The 15,917-nt window shown below is 57.6% G+C and carries 14 protein-coding genes and 1 tRNA gene; 12 read left to right on the top strand and 3 right to left on the bottom strand.

Features of this window, described 5'->3' with window-relative positions:
- Positions 1-71: 71 nt before the first annotated feature.
- Positions 72-1,154, bottom strand: coding sequence for a peptide chain release factor 1 (gene prfA / locus N1078_RS12200; protein WP_274088450.1), 1,083 nt, complete (start codon positions 1,152-1,154; stop codon positions 72-74).
- On the bottom strand, positions 1,154-2,443 hold the full coding sequence (hemA, locus tag N1078_RS12205) for a glutamyl-tRNA reductase (RefSeq protein ID WP_274088451.1): 1,290 nt from the start codon (positions 2,441-2,443) through the stop codon (positions 1,154-1,156). Before hemA ends, prfA begins: the two co-directional genes overlap by 1 nt.
- 186 nt (positions 2,444-2,629) lie before the next feature.
- Between hemA and N1078_RS12210 the strand changes: the two genes are divergently transcribed.
- From N1078_RS12210 to N1078_RS12265, 12 genes are all read left to right on the top strand, one after another.
- Positions 2,630-4,360 carry a tetratricopeptide repeat protein gene (locus N1078_RS12210; RefSeq protein WP_274088452.1) on the top strand — a complete coding sequence of 577 codons (1,731 nt, stop codon included), beginning with the start codon at positions 2,630-2,632 and terminating at the stop codon, positions 4,358-4,360.
- Complete coding sequence (lolB, locus tag N1078_RS12215; RefSeq protein ID WP_274088453.1) at positions 4,360-4,977, top strand: lipoprotein insertase outer membrane protein LolB; 618 nt, start codon at positions 4,360-4,362, stop codon at positions 4,975-4,977. Before N1078_RS12210 ends, lolB begins: the two co-directional genes overlap by 1 nt.
- Complete coding sequence (ispE, locus tag N1078_RS12220; protein WP_274088454.1) at positions 4,974-5,849, top strand: 4-(cytidine 5'-diphospho)-2-C-methyl-D-erythritol kinase; 876 nt, start codon at positions 4,974-4,976, stop codon at positions 5,847-5,849. Before lolB ends, ispE begins: the two co-directional genes overlap by 4 nt.
- A gap of 38 nt (positions 5,850-5,887) precedes the next feature.
- Positions 5,888-5,962 (top strand) — tRNA-Gln (locus N1078_RS12225).
- Between the two features lie 46 nt (positions 5,963-6,008).
- Positions 6,009-6,950 carry a ribose-phosphate pyrophosphokinase gene (locus N1078_RS12230; protein WP_090251437.1) on the top strand — a complete coding sequence of 314 codons (942 nt, stop codon included), beginning with the start codon at positions 6,009-6,011 and terminating at the stop codon, positions 6,948-6,950.
- Between the two features lie 114 nt (positions 6,951-7,064).
- Complete coding sequence (locus N1078_RS12235; RefSeq protein ID WP_274088455.1) at positions 7,065-7,676, top strand: 50S ribosomal protein L25/general stress protein Ctc; 612 nt, start codon at positions 7,065-7,067, stop codon at positions 7,674-7,676.
- A gap of 69 nt (positions 7,677-7,745) precedes the next feature.
- Positions 7,746-8,336: an aminoacyl-tRNA hydrolase gene (gene pth / locus N1078_RS12240; protein ID WP_274088456.1), complete on the top strand. Its 591-nt coding sequence runs from the start codon at positions 7,746-7,748 to the stop codon at positions 8,334-8,336.
- A 32-nt stretch (positions 8,337-8,368) separates the two neighbouring features.
- Positions 8,369-9,469 carry a redox-regulated ATPase YchF gene (gene ychF / locus N1078_RS12245; RefSeq protein WP_274088457.1) on the top strand — a complete coding sequence of 367 codons (1,101 nt, stop codon included), beginning with the start codon at positions 8,369-8,371 and terminating at the stop codon, positions 9,467-9,469.
- A 188-nt stretch (positions 9,470-9,657) separates the two neighbouring features.
- Entirely contained in the window at positions 9,658-10,902 is a 1,245-nt protein-coding gene (locus N1078_RS12250) for a tyrosine-type recombinase/integrase (protein WP_274088458.1), read from the top strand.
- A gap of 829 nt (positions 10,903-11,731) precedes the next feature.
- Positions 11,732-13,168 carry a cytochrome-c oxidase, cbb3-type subunit I gene (gene ccoN / locus N1078_RS12255; RefSeq protein ID WP_274088459.1) on the top strand — a complete coding sequence of 479 codons (1,437 nt, stop codon included), beginning with the start codon at positions 11,732-11,734 and terminating at the stop codon, positions 13,166-13,168.
- Positions 13,168-13,386 (top strand): hypothetical protein, encoded by a 219-nt coding sequence (locus N1078_RS12260; RefSeq protein ID WP_143508166.1) that lies wholly within the window; start codon positions 13,168-13,170, stop codon positions 13,384-13,386. The genes ccoN and N1078_RS12260 overlap by 1 nt, the downstream gene beginning before the upstream one ends.
- A 104-nt stretch (positions 13,387-13,490) precedes the next feature.
- A complete protein-coding gene (locus tag N1078_RS12265; protein WP_143508165.1) occupies positions 13,491-14,621 on the top strand; it encodes an HPP family protein in 1,131 nt (376 codons plus the stop codon).
- A 43-nt stretch (positions 14,622-14,664) separates the two neighbouring features.
- Here N1078_RS12265 and N1078_RS12270 read toward each other — a convergent pair whose 3' ends face one another.
- Complete coding sequence (locus N1078_RS12270) at positions 14,665-15,528, bottom strand: LysR family transcriptional regulator (protein ID WP_274088460.1); 864 nt, start codon at positions 15,526-15,528, stop codon at positions 14,665-14,667.
- Positions 15,529-15,917 lie beyond the last annotated feature (389 nt).

Genomic DNA, 15,917 nt, shown 5'->3' on the forward strand with positions numbered 1-15,917 from the left:
GCCCGGATGCACTCCGGGGCAGGCTTCAACGGGCGCTCCCGGCTTGCATCCGGGCGACGAGAAAACGCGAATCAGTCGCCCAGTGCCGCCAGCTGATCAGCCTGGTATTCAACCAGCAGCGGCTCAATGATCGCCTCAACCCCGCCAGCAATCACTTCGTTGAGCGAATACAGGGTCAGGTTGATGCGGTGATCGGTGACCCGGCCCTGCGGGAAGTTGTAGGTGCGAATGCGCTCGGAGCGGTCACCGGAACCCACCAGCAATTTACGCGAATCAGAAATTTCCTTATGCGCGGCGGCTTCCTGCTGGTCTTTCAACTTAGCCGCCAGCCAGGCCATGGCCTTGGCGCGGTTCTTGTGCTGCGAGCGCTCTTCCTGACATTCGACCACTGTACCGGTGGGGATGTGAGTGATGCGGATCGCCGAATCCGTGGTGTTCACGTGCTGACCACCCGCGCCCGAGGAGCGGTAGGTGTCCACGCGCAGGTCGGCCGGGTTGATGTCGATGGCCATCTGCTCATCCGGCTCAGGCAATACGGCAACGGTACAGGCCGAGGTGTGAATACGGCCCTGGGATTCGGTTTCTGGCACGCGCTGCACGCGGTGCGCGCCCGACTCGAACTTGAGCTTGCCGTAGACGTTATCGCCCTCGACCCGAGCAATCACCTCTTTATAACCGCCGTGCTCGCCTTCACTGGCCGACAACACTTCGACGCGCCAGCCCTGCTTCTCGGCATAGCGCGAGTACATACGGAACAGGTCGCCGGAGAAGATCGCTGCCTCATCGCCGCCGGTGCCGGCACGTACTTCGAGGAACACGTTGCGCCCGTCATTGGGGTCTTTGGGCAGCAACATACGCTGCAGCGTGGCTTCCAGTTCGAGCAGCTGCTCTTTGGCCTCGGCCACTTCTTCTTCGGCCATCGCGCGCATGTCCGGGTCGCTGTCTTTGAGCAGCGCCTGGGCGCCCTCAAGATCGTTCTGCACCTTACGGAACGCGCTGAACGCTTGGTATACCGGCTCAATCTCGGCGTACTCCTTGGAGTAGGCGCGAAATTGCGTCTGATTGCTGATTACTTCAGCGTCACCGAGCAGCGCGGTCAGCTCTTCGAAACGATCCTGCAACAGGTCGAGTTTATTGATCAGTGACGCTTTCATTACAGACCTTTATTTTTGGCCGAGCCGGGCGACACGCCCTCCTCGAGGGCAAACAGTTCTTGGGCCACGCCCAGCGCATCAACGCGGCCGTCAGCAGAGAATTTCTTTAGTTGCACGCTGGGGGCATGCAACAACTTGTTGGTCAGGCCACGGGCCAGTTGTGCCAGCACGTCCTCGGCCGATGTACCGTTGCTGAGTAGACGCAGGGCCTTGTTCAGCTCCTCGTCACGCAAACGCTCGGCTTGCTGGCGATAGGCCTTGAGCACATCCACGGCGGCCAGTTCACGCAGGCGCTGCATAAAGTCCTGCGCGCCAACGCTCACCAGCTCCTCAGCCGCTTCGGCAGCGCCCTGACGGCTCTTGAGATTTTCCGCGATCACCTCATGCAGGTCATCGACGGTATACAGGTAGACGTCATCCAGCTCGCCAACCTCGGGTTCAATGTCGCGCGGCACGGCGATATCGACCATGAAAATCGGTTTGTGCTTGCGCTGCTTCAGCGCCCGCTCGACCGCGCCCTTACCGAGAATCGGCAGCTGGCTGGCGGTGGAGCTGATGACGATATCGCTGTTGACCAGCTCGTCCGGGATTTCCGAGAGCAGCACCGCGTGCGCGCCAAATTGTTCGGCCAGGGTGCTGGCCCGCTCAAGCGTACGGTTGGCCACCACAATGCGCTTGATGCCCTGGTCGTGCAGGTGGCGTGCGACCAGGCTGATGGTTTCGCCCGCGCCGATCAGCAGGGCCTGGCTGCGGTGCAAGTCAGTAAAGATCTGCTTGGCCAGACTCACCGCGGCAAACGCCACCGACACGGGGTTTTCACCAATCGCGGTATCGGTACGCACGGTTTTGGCGGTGCTGAAGGTGGCCTGAAACAAACGCCCGAGCAGCGGCCCGAGGGTGCCGGCTTCACGGGCCACAGCAAACGCTGACTTCATCTGACCGAGAATCTGCGGCTCTCCCAGCACCATCGAGTCCAGCCCCGAGGCCACGCGCATCATATGCCGCACCGCTTCGTCATCGGCATGGATATAGGCACAGGCACGCAGTTCGTCGAGGCTCAAACGGTGATAGTTGGCCAACCAGGCAAGCACTTCATCAGCGCTCAGGTCATCCTGCTCAAGGTATAACTCGCTGCGGTTGCAGGTCGAGAGAATGGCCGCTTCCCGGCTGGACGTGTTGTGGCACAGCAGACGCAGGGCCTCAACCAACTGCTCGGGCGTGAAGGCCACGCGTTCGCGGACATCCACCGAGGCGGTCTTATGGTTGATACCGAGGGCAATAAAGGCCATGCACGATCGCTGACTGGGAGTGGAAGCCGGCAATTGTCCTACTTCGGCAAAGCGAGAACAACCACTGCTAGCTATTGTCCTAATAGCCAGGTTTATCCGACTCACTCAGGATCATGGCCGCCCATGGGCTTGCCCGAACGCTTGTGTCATGATGCCGAAACCGCAGGTTGGTCACATACTCGTCCTATGAATAGATCCTTTGCCTTGCTGACTGCCGCAGCTTTTTTGAGCGGTTGCCAGACCTTTGCCCCCTCTACCCCGGATGGCACGCCACCCGTGGAAGACCCCGCCGTGACTACAGCAAAAGCCGAGCCGCAGGTGTACCGCGCCTTCAGCCAGGAAACCCTGCTGTCGCTGCTGGTTGCCGAACTGGCGGGCCAGCGCAATCGTTTCGACATTGCGCTGGAAAACTATGTCGAGCAGGCCAATGCCACTCAGGATGCGGGGGTCGCCGAGCGCGGTTTCCGTATCGCGGAGTACCTGGGAGCCGAGCAATCCGCCTTGGAAACCAGCCTGCTGTGGGCCAAGACCGCACCCGAGAATATCGACGCACAGCGCGCTGCGGCGGTGCAACTGGCCCGCGCCGGTCGCTATGATGAATCCATGACGTTTATGGAACAGGTCCTGCAGCGTCAGGGTGACACCCACTTCGACTTCCTTGCCCTGTCCGCCGCCGAGACTGACCCGGACACACGCGCCGGCCTGCTGCAGAGTTTTGATCGCTTGCAGGCAAAGTACCCAGACAATAGCCAGCTGCAATTTGGTAAAGCGCTGCTGTTGCAACAGGATGAGCGCCCCCAGGAAGCCCTGGAGCTGCTTGAGCAACAACCGAGCAAAAACCGCCCGATTGCCTCCATCCTGCTGCATGCGCGCCTGCTGCAAAGCCTGGAACGCAACGCTGACGCACTGCAATTGCTGGAAAAAGGCATCAAGCTGCACCCCGATGACAGGCGCCTGCGCCTAACCTATGCACGCCTGCTGGTAACCGAAGACCGCCTGGACGATGCCCGAGGCGAGTTCTCCTCACTGCTGCAAGAAAACCCCAATGATGATGACCTGCGCTTCTCTCTGGCACTCGTCTGCCTGGAGGCCGAAGCCTGGAAAGAGGCCATTGTCTATTTAGAGGAACTGGTCGAGCGCGGTAACCACGTCGACGCCGCACATTACAACCTGGGCCGCGCCTATGAAGAGCTTGGTGACACTGCCAGCGCCCTGATCGAGTACGCCTTGGTTGGCCCAGGCAACGACTATCTGCCAGCCCAGGCTCGGCAAAGTGATTTGTTATTCCAGCAACAGCGCGGCGATGAAGCCTCTGAGCGCTTGCGCCAGGCACGTGACAGCCAACCTGATTACGCCATCCAGCTGTACCTGATTGAGACCGAGGCCTGGTCCAAACAGCAGGACACCGAACACGCTTGGCAGTTGATCGAACAAGCCCTGGAGCAGTTTCCGGAAGACCTCAACCTGCTCTACACCCGCGCCATGCTGGCGGAAAAACGCGACAACCTGGCCCTGCTGGAGCAAGACCTGCGTTTTATTCTCGAACGCGAGCCGGATAACGCCATGGCCCTCAACGCCCTCGGCTACACCCTGGCCGACCGCACCACGCGTTACGCCGAAGCCAAGCAGTTGATCGAGCAAGCCCACCAGCTCAACCCGCAAGACCCGGCGATTCTCGACAGCCTCGGCTGGATAAATTACCGCATGGGCAACCTGGACGAAGCGGAACGTCTGCTACGCCAAGCCATGCAGGCGTTTCCCGACCATGAAGTCGCCGCCCACCTCGGTGAGGTACTGTGGGCTCAGGGCAAACACCAAGAAGCCCGCACGCTCTGGCGTGAAGCCCTGAAACAGCAACCTGACAGCGAAATCCTGCGCAGCACACTGTTGCGCCTGACCGGAGCAGAGACACTCTGATGCTTGCGCGCCACCTGATAGTTTTCAGCCTGATTACATTACTCGCCGGCTGCGCCGGCCTGACTTCACGCGAAGCCCTTGAAGGCCAGGGCAACGCGCAAAGCTGGCAAGCGCATAAGCAGCAGATCAGCGGCCTGGATGCCTGGCAGATCAACGGTAAAGTCGGCATCCGCGCCCCCAAAGACTCTGGTAGCGGCACCCTCTTCTGGTTGCAGCGCCAGGATTACTACGACATCCGCCTGTCCGGCCCGCTCGGCCGCGGCGCCGCTCGCCTCACCGGCCGCCCCGGCGCCGTTTTGCTCGAAGTGGCCAACCAAGGCCGCTATCAAGCCGAATCACCAGAACAACTGTTACAAGCCAAACTCGGCCTTAACCTGCCCGTTTCACATCTGCTTTGGTGGATTCGCGGCCTGCCCTCCCCCGACAGCAAAAGCCGCTTAAACCTCGACAGCCAAAGCCATCTGGCAAACCTGAGCCAGGACGGCTGGGATGTTGAATACCTCAGTTACACAGAGCAGAACGGCTTCTGGCTGCCAGAACGCATCAAGCTGAACGGCTTCGATCTGCAAGTCACCCTGGTGATCAAGGACTGGCAGCCACGCCAGCTCGGTCAATGAGCGTCCCGGCGATTCCCGCTGCCGCTGAATTGATTCTGCCGGCACCGGCCAAACTTAACCTGATGCTGCACATCCTCGGCCGCCGCGCTGACGGCTACCACGAACTGCAAACGCTGTTTCAGTTTCTCGACTTTGGCGATGAACTGGGTTTTGCCCTGCGCCAGGATGGTCAGATTCATCTGCACACGCCGATTGAAGGAGTGCCCCACGACAGCAACCTGATCGTGCGCGCCGCGCGCCTGCTGCAACAGCAAAGCGGCTGTAACCTGGGCGCCGACATCTGGCTCGACAAGCGCTTGCCGATGGGCGGTGGTATTGGCGGCGGCAGCTCGGATGCCGCCACCACTCTGCTCGGTCTCAATCATCTCTGGCAACTGGCATGCAGCGAAGATCAACTCGCTGACATGGGCCTCAGTCTGGGCGCAGACGTACCCGTATTCGTGCGCGGCCATGCAGCATTCGCCGAAGGCGTCGGGGAAAAACTCCAGCCGGTGACCCTCAGCGAGCCCTGGTTTCTCGTGGCAATTCCGCAAGTACTTGTCAGTACTGTAGAAATTTTCTCTGACCCTGAGTTGACACGGGATACTCCGCCCATTAAAGTTCGCAGCCTTCTTGAGGGGGGTGGTCATAACGACTGCCTGCCGGTGGTTCAGAAGCGTTACCCAGAAGTACGTAACGCTTTGATTTTGTTGAACAAATTTGTTCGAGCAAAATTAACCGGCACTGGAGCTTGTGTGTTTGGGAGCTTCCCAAACGAGGACGATGCTGATAAAGTCGCCCGCCAACTTCCAGGCACTTTGCCAAGCTTTGTTGCTCAAGGCCGTAACATCTCGATGTTGCACCGAAAGCTGGAAAAATTGGTCAAGAAGTGAATCTACGCTGTAAGTTGTAAAAGCAACGGGTTGTATGTAGGGGCGTCGCCAAGCGGTAAGGCACCAGGTTTTGATCCTGGCATGCGTTGGTTCGAATCCAGCCGCCCCTGCCATTTTCTGTACTCATCCAGGTATACCCTCAGCCGGCAGGTACTGCGCGTGTCCAAGATGATGGTCTTTACGGGGAACGCTAACCCCGATCTGGCGCGACGTATCGTACGTCAGCTGCACATTCCCCTCGGTGATGCTTCTGTCGGTAAGTTTTCCGACGGCGAGATCATGATTGAAATCAACGAAAATGTCCGCGGTAAAGACGTTTTCCTGATTCAACCGACGTGCGCGCCAACCAATGACAACCTGATGGAACTGGTCGTGATGGCTGATGCCTTCCGCCGCTCATCAGCCACCCGAATTACTGCTGTTATCCCCTACTTTGGCTATGCCCGCCAGGATCGCCGTCCGCGCTCCGCTCGTGTGGCTATTAGCGCTAAAGTTGTGGCTGACATGCTTACCGTAGTAGGTATCGACCGGGTTCTTACCGTCGACCTGCACGCGGATCAGATCCAAGGCTTCTTCGATATTCCAGTAGATAACATCTACGGTTCGCCTGTACTGGTGGACGATATCGAAGACCAGCGCTTCGAAAACCTGATGATCGTTTCTCCAGATATCGGCGGCGTCGTGCGTGCACGTGCTGTTGCTAAATCTCTGGGTGTAGACCTGGCGATCATCGACAAGCGCCGTGAAAAAGCCAACCACTCGGAAGTGATGCACATTATCGGTGATGTTGAAGGCCGTACCTGCATCCTAGTCGATGACATGGTAGATACCGCCGGCACGCTGTGCCACGCGGCTAAAGCGCTGAAAGAACATGGCGCATCCAAAGTCTTCGCCTATGCAACGCATGCCGTGTTGTCTGGTCGCGCGATCGAAAATATCGAAAAATCTGTACTCGACGAGCTGGTGGTGACGAACACCATCCCGCTGTCCGCTGCTGCGCAGTCCTGTTCGCGTATTCGCCAACTGGACATCGCACCGGTAGTCGCTGAAGCAGTACGCCGCATCAGCAATGAAGAATCGATCAGCGCGATGTTCCGTTAATTCGTAATACGCCCTGAACGCACACGCCCTGCCCTAACGGCATGGCCTTTCAACCAACCGTCCCGTCGCTGGTCGCAAGCGTAACGGACGGTTTGGTTATTTTGGAGAAATGAAATGACTGTTGAATTTACCCTGAATGCTGAAGCGCGTTCTGACCTGGGGAAAGGTGCGAGCCGCCGCCTGCGTCGTAACGTGGCCATGGTTCCTGCCGTAATTTACGGCGGCGACAAAGCCCCACAATCGATCAGCCTGCTGGCTAAAGATTTCGCCAAACTGCTGGAAAACGAAGCAGCCTACAGCCACGTGCTGAGCCTGAACGTTGCCGGCAGCAACGAAAACGTAATCATCAAAGCCCTGCAGCGCCATCCAGCCAAAGGCTTTGTCCTGCACGCTGACTTCGTTCGCGTTGTCGCTGGCCAGAAACTGACCGCTATCGTTCCCCTGCACTTCATCAACCAGGAAACTTCGGTTGGCGTTAAGCAGCAAGGCGGCGAAGTCTCCCACGTCCTGGCTGAAGTAGAAGTTTCTTGCCTGCCGAAGGACCTGCCTGAATTCATCGAAGTCGACATGGCTGCCGTTGAAGTTGGCCAGATCGTTCACTTGGCTGACCTGAAACTGCCGAAAGGCGTTGAGCTGGTTGCACTGGCTCACGGTAACGACCTGGCAGTGGCTAACATCCACGCCTCCCGCGTTGCTAAAGACGCAGAAGAAGGCGCTGCCGAGTAAATCTCGCAGCGTCGGAAACCAGCTCGGCATGCGACTATGCCGAGCGATTTCCACGAAAGGGCTCCTGACATGACTGCCGTACAACTGATCGTTGGCTTAGGTAACCCTGGCCCCGAATACGACCAGACCCGGCATAATGCAGGGGCCCTTTTTGTTGAGCGCCTGGCTGACAGCCAGCGCATCAACCTCAATGCCGACAAAAAGTATTTTGGCCTGGTGGGCAAATTCAGCCATCAGGGCCGCGATGTTCGCTTACTGATCCCCACCACCTTTATGAACCGCAGCGGCCAGGCCGTAGCGGCATTAGCGAATTTCTTCCGCATTCCGCCGGAAGCCATTCTGGTGGCCCACGACGAACTCGACATGCCCCCCGGCGTCGCCAAACTCAAACAGGGTGGCGGGCACGGCGGGCATAACGGGCTGCGCGACATCATTGCCCAGCTCGGCAATCAGAATAATTTTTACCGCCTGCGGCTTGGCATCGGCCATCCAGGGCACAGCAGCATGGTCTCCAACTTCGTCCTCGGCCGCGCACCACGCAGCGAACAGGAACTGCTGGATACCAGCATCGACTTTGCCCTAGCCGCCCTGCCAGAAATACTTGCAGGTGACTGGAGCAAGGCCATGCACAAGCTGCACAGCCAGAAAGCCTCCTCTTAACTCTTTACCGCCATTCGCGCGAGGGACACACCATGGGATTTAACTGCGGCATCGTCGGCCTGCCCAACGTCGGCAAGTCCACCCTGTTCAACGCCCTCACCAAATCAGGGATTGCGGCAGAGAACTTTCCGTTCTGCACCATCGAGCCGAATAGCGGCATCGTGCCGATGCCCGACCCACGCCTGGCAGCGTTGGCAGCCATCGTTAACCCTAAGCGTATCCTGCCTACTACCATGGAATTCGTCGACATCGCCGGCCTGGTAGAGGGCGCATCGAAAGGTGAAGGCCTGGGCAACAAGTTCCTCGCCAACATTCGCGAAACAGATGCCATCGCCCACGTAGTGCGCTGCTTCGAAGACGACAACGTTATTCACGTTGCCAACAGCGTCGACCCCAAGCGCGACATCGAGATCATCGACCTCGAACTGATCTTCGCTGACCTCGACAGCTGCGAAAAGCAACTGCAAAAGACCACCCGCAACGCCAAGGGCGGCGACAAAGAAGCTGTCGCACAGAAAGCCCTGCTGGAAAAGCTCATACCCCACTTCAGCGAAGGCAAGCCTGCGCGCACCCTGATGAAGACTCTGGGTGACGACGAAAAGCAGCTGATCAAGGGCTTCCATCTGCTCACCAGCAAGCCGGTGATGTACATCGCCAACGTCGCCGAAGACGGCTTTGAGAACAACCCACTGCTCGACATCGTCCAGGCCATTGCAGACGCCGAAGGTGCCCCCGTGGTGCCCGTGTGCAACAAGATCGAAGCAGAAATCGCCGAACTCGATGACGGCGAAGAAAAAGACATGTTCCTCGAAGCCCTAGGCCTGGAAGAACCCGGCCTAAACCGCGTGATCCGCGCCGGCTACGAACTGCTCAACCTGCAAACCTACTTCACCGCAGGTGTCGAAGAAGTCCGCGCCTGGACCGTGAAAGTCGGCGCCACTGCCCCACAGGCAGCCGGCGTAATCCACACCGACTTCGAAAAAGGCTTTATCCGCGCCGAAGTCATCGCCTACAACGACTTCATCCAATACAAGGGTGAGGCTGGCGCAAAGGAAGCCGGCAAATGGCGCCTGGAAGGTAAGGAATACATCGTTAAGGACGGCGACGTCATGCATTTCCGTTTTAACGTGTAAACAAACATTCGGATTCTATCGGATCTTGTCGGACACCAAACCCCTTGTATTTAGCCGATTCAAGGGGTTTTTCTTTTCCACCAACATCCCTCAGAGCACATTGTGATCCACACCTTTACCGGGTACGCTACCGGGTATAGCAATCTCATACCCGGAAAATTAACCGGGTATAGCGCGCCGGAGCAAATATGCCACTTACCGACACTCAGTGCCGCACTGCAAAACCCAAGGAGAAGCCTTACAAGCTCACAGACGGCAATGGCCTCTATCTTGAGGTAAAGCCAAACGGAGTTAAGGCTTGGCGCTATCGATTCGAACTGAGCGACGGTAATACGAGAAAGGAAAGCGTATTTGCCATTGGGGAATACGTGGTCGCCCCCAAGGGTGAAACACCCGAGCAGGCTGAAGATCGCCGCAATGGTCGGCTACTTACGCTTTCAGAGGCGCGCGAAGCGCGCGTTAGAGCACGCTCACTGGTCGTACAAGGCATCAACCCTGCCCATCACCGACAACAAGAACGGGTTAAGCGCGACCATGAGAAAGCAACCACCTTTGACGCAGTGGCCAAAGAGTGGCTAGCTCTAAAGGACTGGGAGGACATAACCAAATCCAGACGGCTTGGAATGCTGGAACGTGTCGTCTTTCCTAAAATCGGGGAACTGCCTGTAAAAGCAATCACACCAGCACACATCCTGGACGTACTAAGATCGGCCGCCAAGGACAACGGGCTATCAGTAGCCAATGAAGCAAAACGCACCATGTCTAGCATCTTCGAGCTAGCCATTGCCACCCTTCGCGCCAGTACCGACCCCGTTCATCCAGTGCGCAAAGCGCTACCCAAAAACAAAACCCAACACAAGCGAGCACTTTCCACAGATGAGATCGGCCAGCTGCTCAGGGACGTTGACTCCCATGGTGGCCGCCATGAAACGCTCTGTGCGTTCCGACTTATGTGGATGACTCTGAGCAGGCCCAATGAAGCAGCTGAGGCTCAATGGTCAGAGTTTGACCTTGAAAAGGCCCTATGGCGCATTCCTGCCGAACGAATGAAAAAGCGTAAAGAGCATATAAACCCACTGCCCACGCAGGCAGTGGAGATGCTGCAGGCTCTAAAAGGCGTTACGGGGAAGTACGCTCATCTGTTCCCGCACCGAGACGTCCGCACCCGCCCTATGGTTTCAGCCTCGTTTCGCCAGATGCTTAACGTTCTAGGCTGGGGCGGCAAATACAGCCCACACGCCACTCGAACTACAGGCAGCACCAGACTCAATGAAATGGGCTTTTCCGCAGACTGGATCGAAATGCAACTGGCTCACACCGAACAAAATACAGTGCGCGTCACCTACAACCATGCGAAATACCTGACCGACAGAGCACAAATGATGCAGCAATGGGCTGATTTGCTGGATCAATGGAAAAAGGAAAGCACTTAGATGGGCGCTGATGGCGGACTGGGCCGAGTTCTGCACGAGCCAAAAGTGACTACTGAGCCCCCAGAGCAGCCAGTAGCAACAGGCAAAAACCGGCCAGTAGCGGACAATGTTTGAGTATGAAATTGGGGGTGATTCAGTTGATGAGTGTAAAGCAAGCGCCGCTGCAGCGAGATGGTTAAGAGGCCGTTCATATGGCCGGCATTTTTTTGCCTGAAAGGACCATAGGACTTCTGATCCCATGATCGAGTAAAAACTTAACAAGGCGAGATCGGCTAAGGCTGCCGAAATTGACGTTGAGTCCGCGCCCAGAGAAGTCACGGCCGCTGACGAAGCTAGGAGGTTGTTTTTACATTCCCGGTCGCTCATGTGGCCTCAAATCGAAGACCAGCACCTCGGCTTGCTAGCCATGATTGAACTCCGAGACCTGGGTGTGTCGGATCTTTAAGCCATCACCAGCTTTCAGACGATGACCGTTAACACTGATCTGAGACCGAGCGTACCTGCTTAGGTTTTGGCTTTTTGGCCAGTGTTGAACCTTGGGCCGTCACCGGGTTGCTGAGTCGTCCATGGTTATTGCTTTATTACGTGACAGTGACAGTAACTGGGTAAAAAGCGGATTTTTAGTTCATTAATAGTGAACTTAATTACTAGTATTATTAGTTTGATGTTATCTATGAGGCTCTGCACACTACGCACCCCTGTTGACCGAGAAGCCAGTATTACGCGCTAGCGAGCTTGTTTGTGAGAGCTCTGCGGCTACGTGACAGCTTTGCAAAATCGCGTAGACAGGTTTCTTTGCCGCGTATTCCGTGCTTTGGACCTTCTGATAATGAATGCTACCGACGATACCCGTCCTTCTCCTGCCTATAACTACTCAGTTGTCCGCCAATTCACGCTGATGACATTGCTCTGGGGCATTCTTGGCATGGCCATGGGGGTGTTTATCGCCGCCCAATTGGTCTGGCCGGAACTGAACTTCGGTCTGCCCTGGACCAGTTTCGGGCGTATCCGACCGATTCACACCAACCTAGTGATTTTTGCGTTCGGTGGCGGGGCGCTGTTTGCTACTTCGTTGTATGTGGTGCAGCGCACCAGTCGGGCAGCGCTGGTTTCCAATGGCCTGGCGCGCTTCGTATTCTGGGGTTGGCAAGCTGCAATCGTAGCCTTGATGGTGAGTTATCCATTAGGCATCACCACCTCCAAGGAATATGCCGAGATGGAGTGGCCGATAGCCTTGTGGGTGGCCATCGTTTGGCTGGCTTACACCTACCTATTCTTTGGCACTATCGCGCGGCGTACGGTCAAGCACATCTATGTCGGCAACTGGTTCTACGGGGCATTCATCATCGTCACGGGCATGGTGCATGTGGTTAATCACCTGTCGGTTCCCGTCAGCCTGCTGAAGTCGTACTCGATCTATTCCGGTGCCACCGATGCAATGATCCAGTGGTGGTATGGGCACAGTGTGGTGGGCTTTATTCTATCTGTGGGTTTCCTTGGCATGATGTATTACTTCGTGCCCAAACAGGCTGCGCGACCGATCTATTCTTACCGGCTGTCCATTGTTCACTTCTGGGCCATCATCGCCCTGTATATCTGGGCTGGCCCGCACCACCTGCACTACACCGCCTTGCCGGACTGGGCGCAGACGCTGGGTATGGCGATGTCGATCATCCTTCTGGCACCCAGCTGGGGCGGCATGATCAACGGCATGATGACCCTCTCGGGTGCCTGGCATAAGTTGCGCACCGACCCGATCCTGCGTTTTCTGGTGGTTTCGCTGGCGTTCTACGGCATGTCGACCTTCGAAGGTCCGATGATGGCGATCAAGACCGTCAACGCCCTGTCGCACTACACCGACTGGACCATCGGCCATGTTCACGCCGGGGCTTTGGGCTGGGTGGCAATGATCTCCATCGGCACGCTGTATCACATGATCCCCAAGCTCTATGACCGCGAGCAGATGTACAGCGTCGGCTTGATAAACACACACTTCTGGCTGGCCACCCTGGGCAGCGTGCTGTACATCGCCTCGATGTGGGTCAATGGTATAACCCAGGGCCTGATGTGGCGTGCGGTCAATGAGGACGGCACTCTGACTTACTCCTTCGTTGAGGCCCTTGAGGCCAGCCATCCAGGCTTTATTGTGCGGCTGGTGGGCGGTGCGATCTTCGCCAGTGGCATGTTGTTGATGGCCTGGAATACCTGGATGACCATACGCTCCAGCGAGCGCACCGCACATAAGTCGGTTGGAGTGCATGCCTGATGTTTATTCTCGGACTCGTGGTGTTCTGCGGCGGCCTTTATTACTGCATCGGCCTGAGCTCGTGCGACGAGCTGGAGCAAGCCGCACTGCTGCCGTTCGCCGATGACGCACTGGCCGCGCGCAATATGACCGCCGCCACCGGCCGCGTCTGCGACCGGGTAATGGAGCCGCTGGCAGAGCCAGTGGCGTGTCCGCGAGCGAGCAGGTGGGATGCCTGAATCCGGAGTTTCCATACCCACGGAGGGGACCCGTGCCTTACCCCTTGGCACGCTTCAGGGCTTACGCGTGTGAGCCCTTTTTCTCACTACAGATGCACCGAACCATGCCCCAACCTCGCTCTGCGCTGCTGAACTGGCTCTACGCTTTCGTCCCTCAGTCGATGAACACCCATCCCCGGGAGTGGCTGCGTGCCGGCCTGGGCGCGGGGCTGGGCGTGTTGTTGACTACCTGGCTCTGTCATCAGCTATTCGGCCCCACAGTGGCCGCGCAATTAGTCGGTCCGCTGGGGGCCTCGGCGGTGCTGTTGTTCGCGGTGTCTTCGGGGATGCTTGCGCAGCCCTGGTCGATCATCGGCAGCTACCTCACCGCGACGGTGGTGGCCCTATTGGTTGTCCATTGCACTGGCAGTTCTATGCTCAGTGCCAGCATAGCGGTCGGTTTGGCCCTGATCCTCATGTGCCCGCTGCGTTGCCTGCACCCGCCGGGTGGCGCTGTGGCGTTTTGTGTTGCCATAGGTGATGGACATATTCGCGGCCTGGATTGGCAGATCATCTACCCGGTGATGCTCAACGCCTGTTGCCTGCTGGTCTTCGCCTTGCTGTACAACAACCTGAGCTGGGTGCGCTATCCACGGGCGCACGCTGTGCCTACCGGCAAAACTCACAATACCGATGATCTGGCACCGCAGGAGCGCGTCGGCATTACGGCTGGTGACCTCGATCATGCCCTGGAAGATATGGGCGAATTTATTGACGTGACCCGCGAGGATTTAGAGCAGCTTATCCGTGCCACTGAGAAATACGCACTGCGGCGCAGCATGGGTAATATCCGCGCCTGGCAGATCATGTCCCTGGATGTGCGCAGCGTGACGCCGAACACCACATTGCGCCAGGCGCTGCGTCTATTCGAGCACCACCATGTGCGCAGTCTGCCGGTGCTTGATGAACAGCGTCGACTGGTCGGTGTGGTCAGCCTGACGGACTTGCTCGGTCATTCACGCAGGGCTCGCCGCCTCAAATTTCCTGGACGTGGGAATATTCCGGTCAGCCGTGTGATGAGCCAGCCGGCGATCTCGACGGACAGCGATACCCATGTGGTCGAGCTGATTCCACTGCTGTCGAGTATGGGGCTGCATTGTCTGCCGGTCTTGGAAAAAGGCGAACTCGTGGGCATCGTGACCCAGACGGATCTGATTACGGCCTTGCACCGTGACCTGATTGCCCATCTGGGCTGAAATCCGGGCATTGCCGAGAGTCATTCCCGGGTGGGTATGTGGATCAGATAATCGGGTCCCAGCGTTGGGACCAGTCCGTATCGCTTCTGACGACTTCGCGTAGCAGGGCAAAGGCCTGCTGCAGCACCGCCGAATCACGTTCGCGGGAATACACCAGATAGGTCGGATAGCTGAACTCTGGTGCTTTCTCCATCCGTGCCAGTAAGCCGCTGTCGAGGTAGCTCTGCACCACGCGGGTGCGAAAGTAACCGCTGCCGCCATGTTCAAGGATGTACTGCAAGGCCAACGGTCCAAGGTTAAAGCCCAGGGATGCCTTGGCTTTTCCCGGCAATGCGGCATCGTGCTGACGTCGGAACGCTTCACCCCAGTCAATGTAGATATAAGGCTCTGGATTGGTGGGTAGATAAACCTGGATCAGCTTTTCTTCCAGTAACTCCTCGACTTGTAGGCTTGGCCAATAGCTCGGTTGGTAAACCAGGGCCGCATCCAGTGTGCCCACTTCCAACTGATGCAACAGGCGTTGAGCATCGCCAACGTCGGCCCGCACGGCATGGGTGCTAATACCCTCGCGTAAGGCCCGTACCCATTTGAGCATCAACGGGTTGCAGAGACTGACCTCGCCGCCCACGTGGAGGATGTTGTGATAGCCCTTGACCAGGGGCAGATCCCGTTGCGCGGCTTCCCAGGTGAGCACCATCTGGTTGGCATGCACGACGAAAACCTCACCGTCGGCGGTCAGCTTGGCCCCGGCGCGGTTACGGACAAACAGTTTGCAGCCAAGCTGACTCTCCAGGCTCTGGATGCGCGCGGTAATAGCGGTCTGGGTTACGTGCATGCGCTGGGAGGCTGCAATAAAGCTGCCGCCACGGACGATTTCGAGAAAGGTGCGGGCGAGATCAATGTCCATGGATGGGGCCAGTGGCGGTTTTGAGGTCGCATTATAACCACCTCCCCCTGTTGTCAGGCGGTAAGAAACTACAGTCATGCCTGGCCCGGTTAGCGCACATCTGAGGGCGATTCAAACACCACCACAGCTGCACCTACATCTCCCTGCTGGCATCTCGATTTTGAAGGTTACGTACGTCTGAGATTGTTCTCCAAGATTTCAATGCGGTTACCTGTGTGTCGCAAATCGAGTCTGCGACGTGCGGGGGTTATCGCGGCTAGCGCATGCGACACAAGATACGTATCGCAGCGCGAGCTTGCGGCACATCTAGGGTGTCGCAGTTAGGCTATGTTGTCGTGGCAAGCAGCTTTCGTGCGGATGGGGCTGTCTGTGGCTGTTTCCAATAGAGG

This window comes from Pseudomonas sp. MIL19 (assembly GCF_028680365.1).
GTDB classification, from domain to species: domain Bacteria; phylum Pseudomonadota; class Gammaproteobacteria; order Pseudomonadales; family Pseudomonadaceae; genus Aquipseudomonas; species Aquipseudomonas spirodelae.

Coding starts and splice junctions, on each gene's coding strand:
- prfA (WP_274088450.1), bottom strand. CDS start 1,154: ATGAAAGCGTCACTGATCAATAAACTCGACCTGTTGCAGGATCGTTTC.
- hemA (WP_274088451.1), bottom strand. CDS start 2,443: ATGGCCTTTATTGCCCTCGGTATCAACCATAAGACCGCCTCGGTGGAT.
- N1078_RS12210 (WP_274088452.1), top strand. CDS start 2,630: ATGAATAGATCCTTTGCCTTGCTGACTGCCGCAGCTTTTTTGAGCGGT.
- lolB (WP_274088453.1), top strand. CDS start 4,360: ATGCTTGCGCGCCACCTGATAGTTTTCAGCCTGATTACATTACTCGCC.
- ispE (WP_274088454.1), top strand. CDS start 4,974: ATGAGCGTCCCGGCGATTCCCGCTGCCGCTGAATTGATTCTGCCGGCA.
- N1078_RS12235 (WP_274088455.1), top strand. CDS start 7,065: ATGACTGTTGAATTTACCCTGAATGCTGAAGCGCGTTCTGACCTGGGG.
- pth (WP_274088456.1), top strand. CDS start 7,746: ATGACTGCCGTACAACTGATCGTTGGCTTAGGTAACCCTGGCCCCGAA.
- ychF (WP_274088457.1), top strand. CDS start 8,369: ATGGGATTTAACTGCGGCATCGTCGGCCTGCCCAACGTCGGCAAGTCC.
- N1078_RS12250 (WP_274088458.1), top strand. CDS start 9,658: ATGCCACTTACCGACACTCAGTGCCGCACTGCAAAACCCAAGGAGAAG.
- ccoN (WP_274088459.1), top strand. CDS start 11,732: ATGAATGCTACCGACGATACCCGTCCTTCTCCTGCCTATAACTACTCA.
- N1078_RS12260 (WP_143508166.1), top strand. CDS start 13,168: ATGTTTATTCTCGGACTCGTGGTGTTCTGCGGCGGCCTTTATTACTGC.
- N1078_RS12265 (WP_143508165.1), top strand. CDS start 13,491: ATGCCCCAACCTCGCTCTGCGCTGCTGAACTGGCTCTACGCTTTCGTC.
- N1078_RS12270 (WP_274088460.1), bottom strand. CDS start 15,528: ATGGACATTGATCTCGCCCGCACCTTTCTCGAAATCGTCCGTGGCGGC.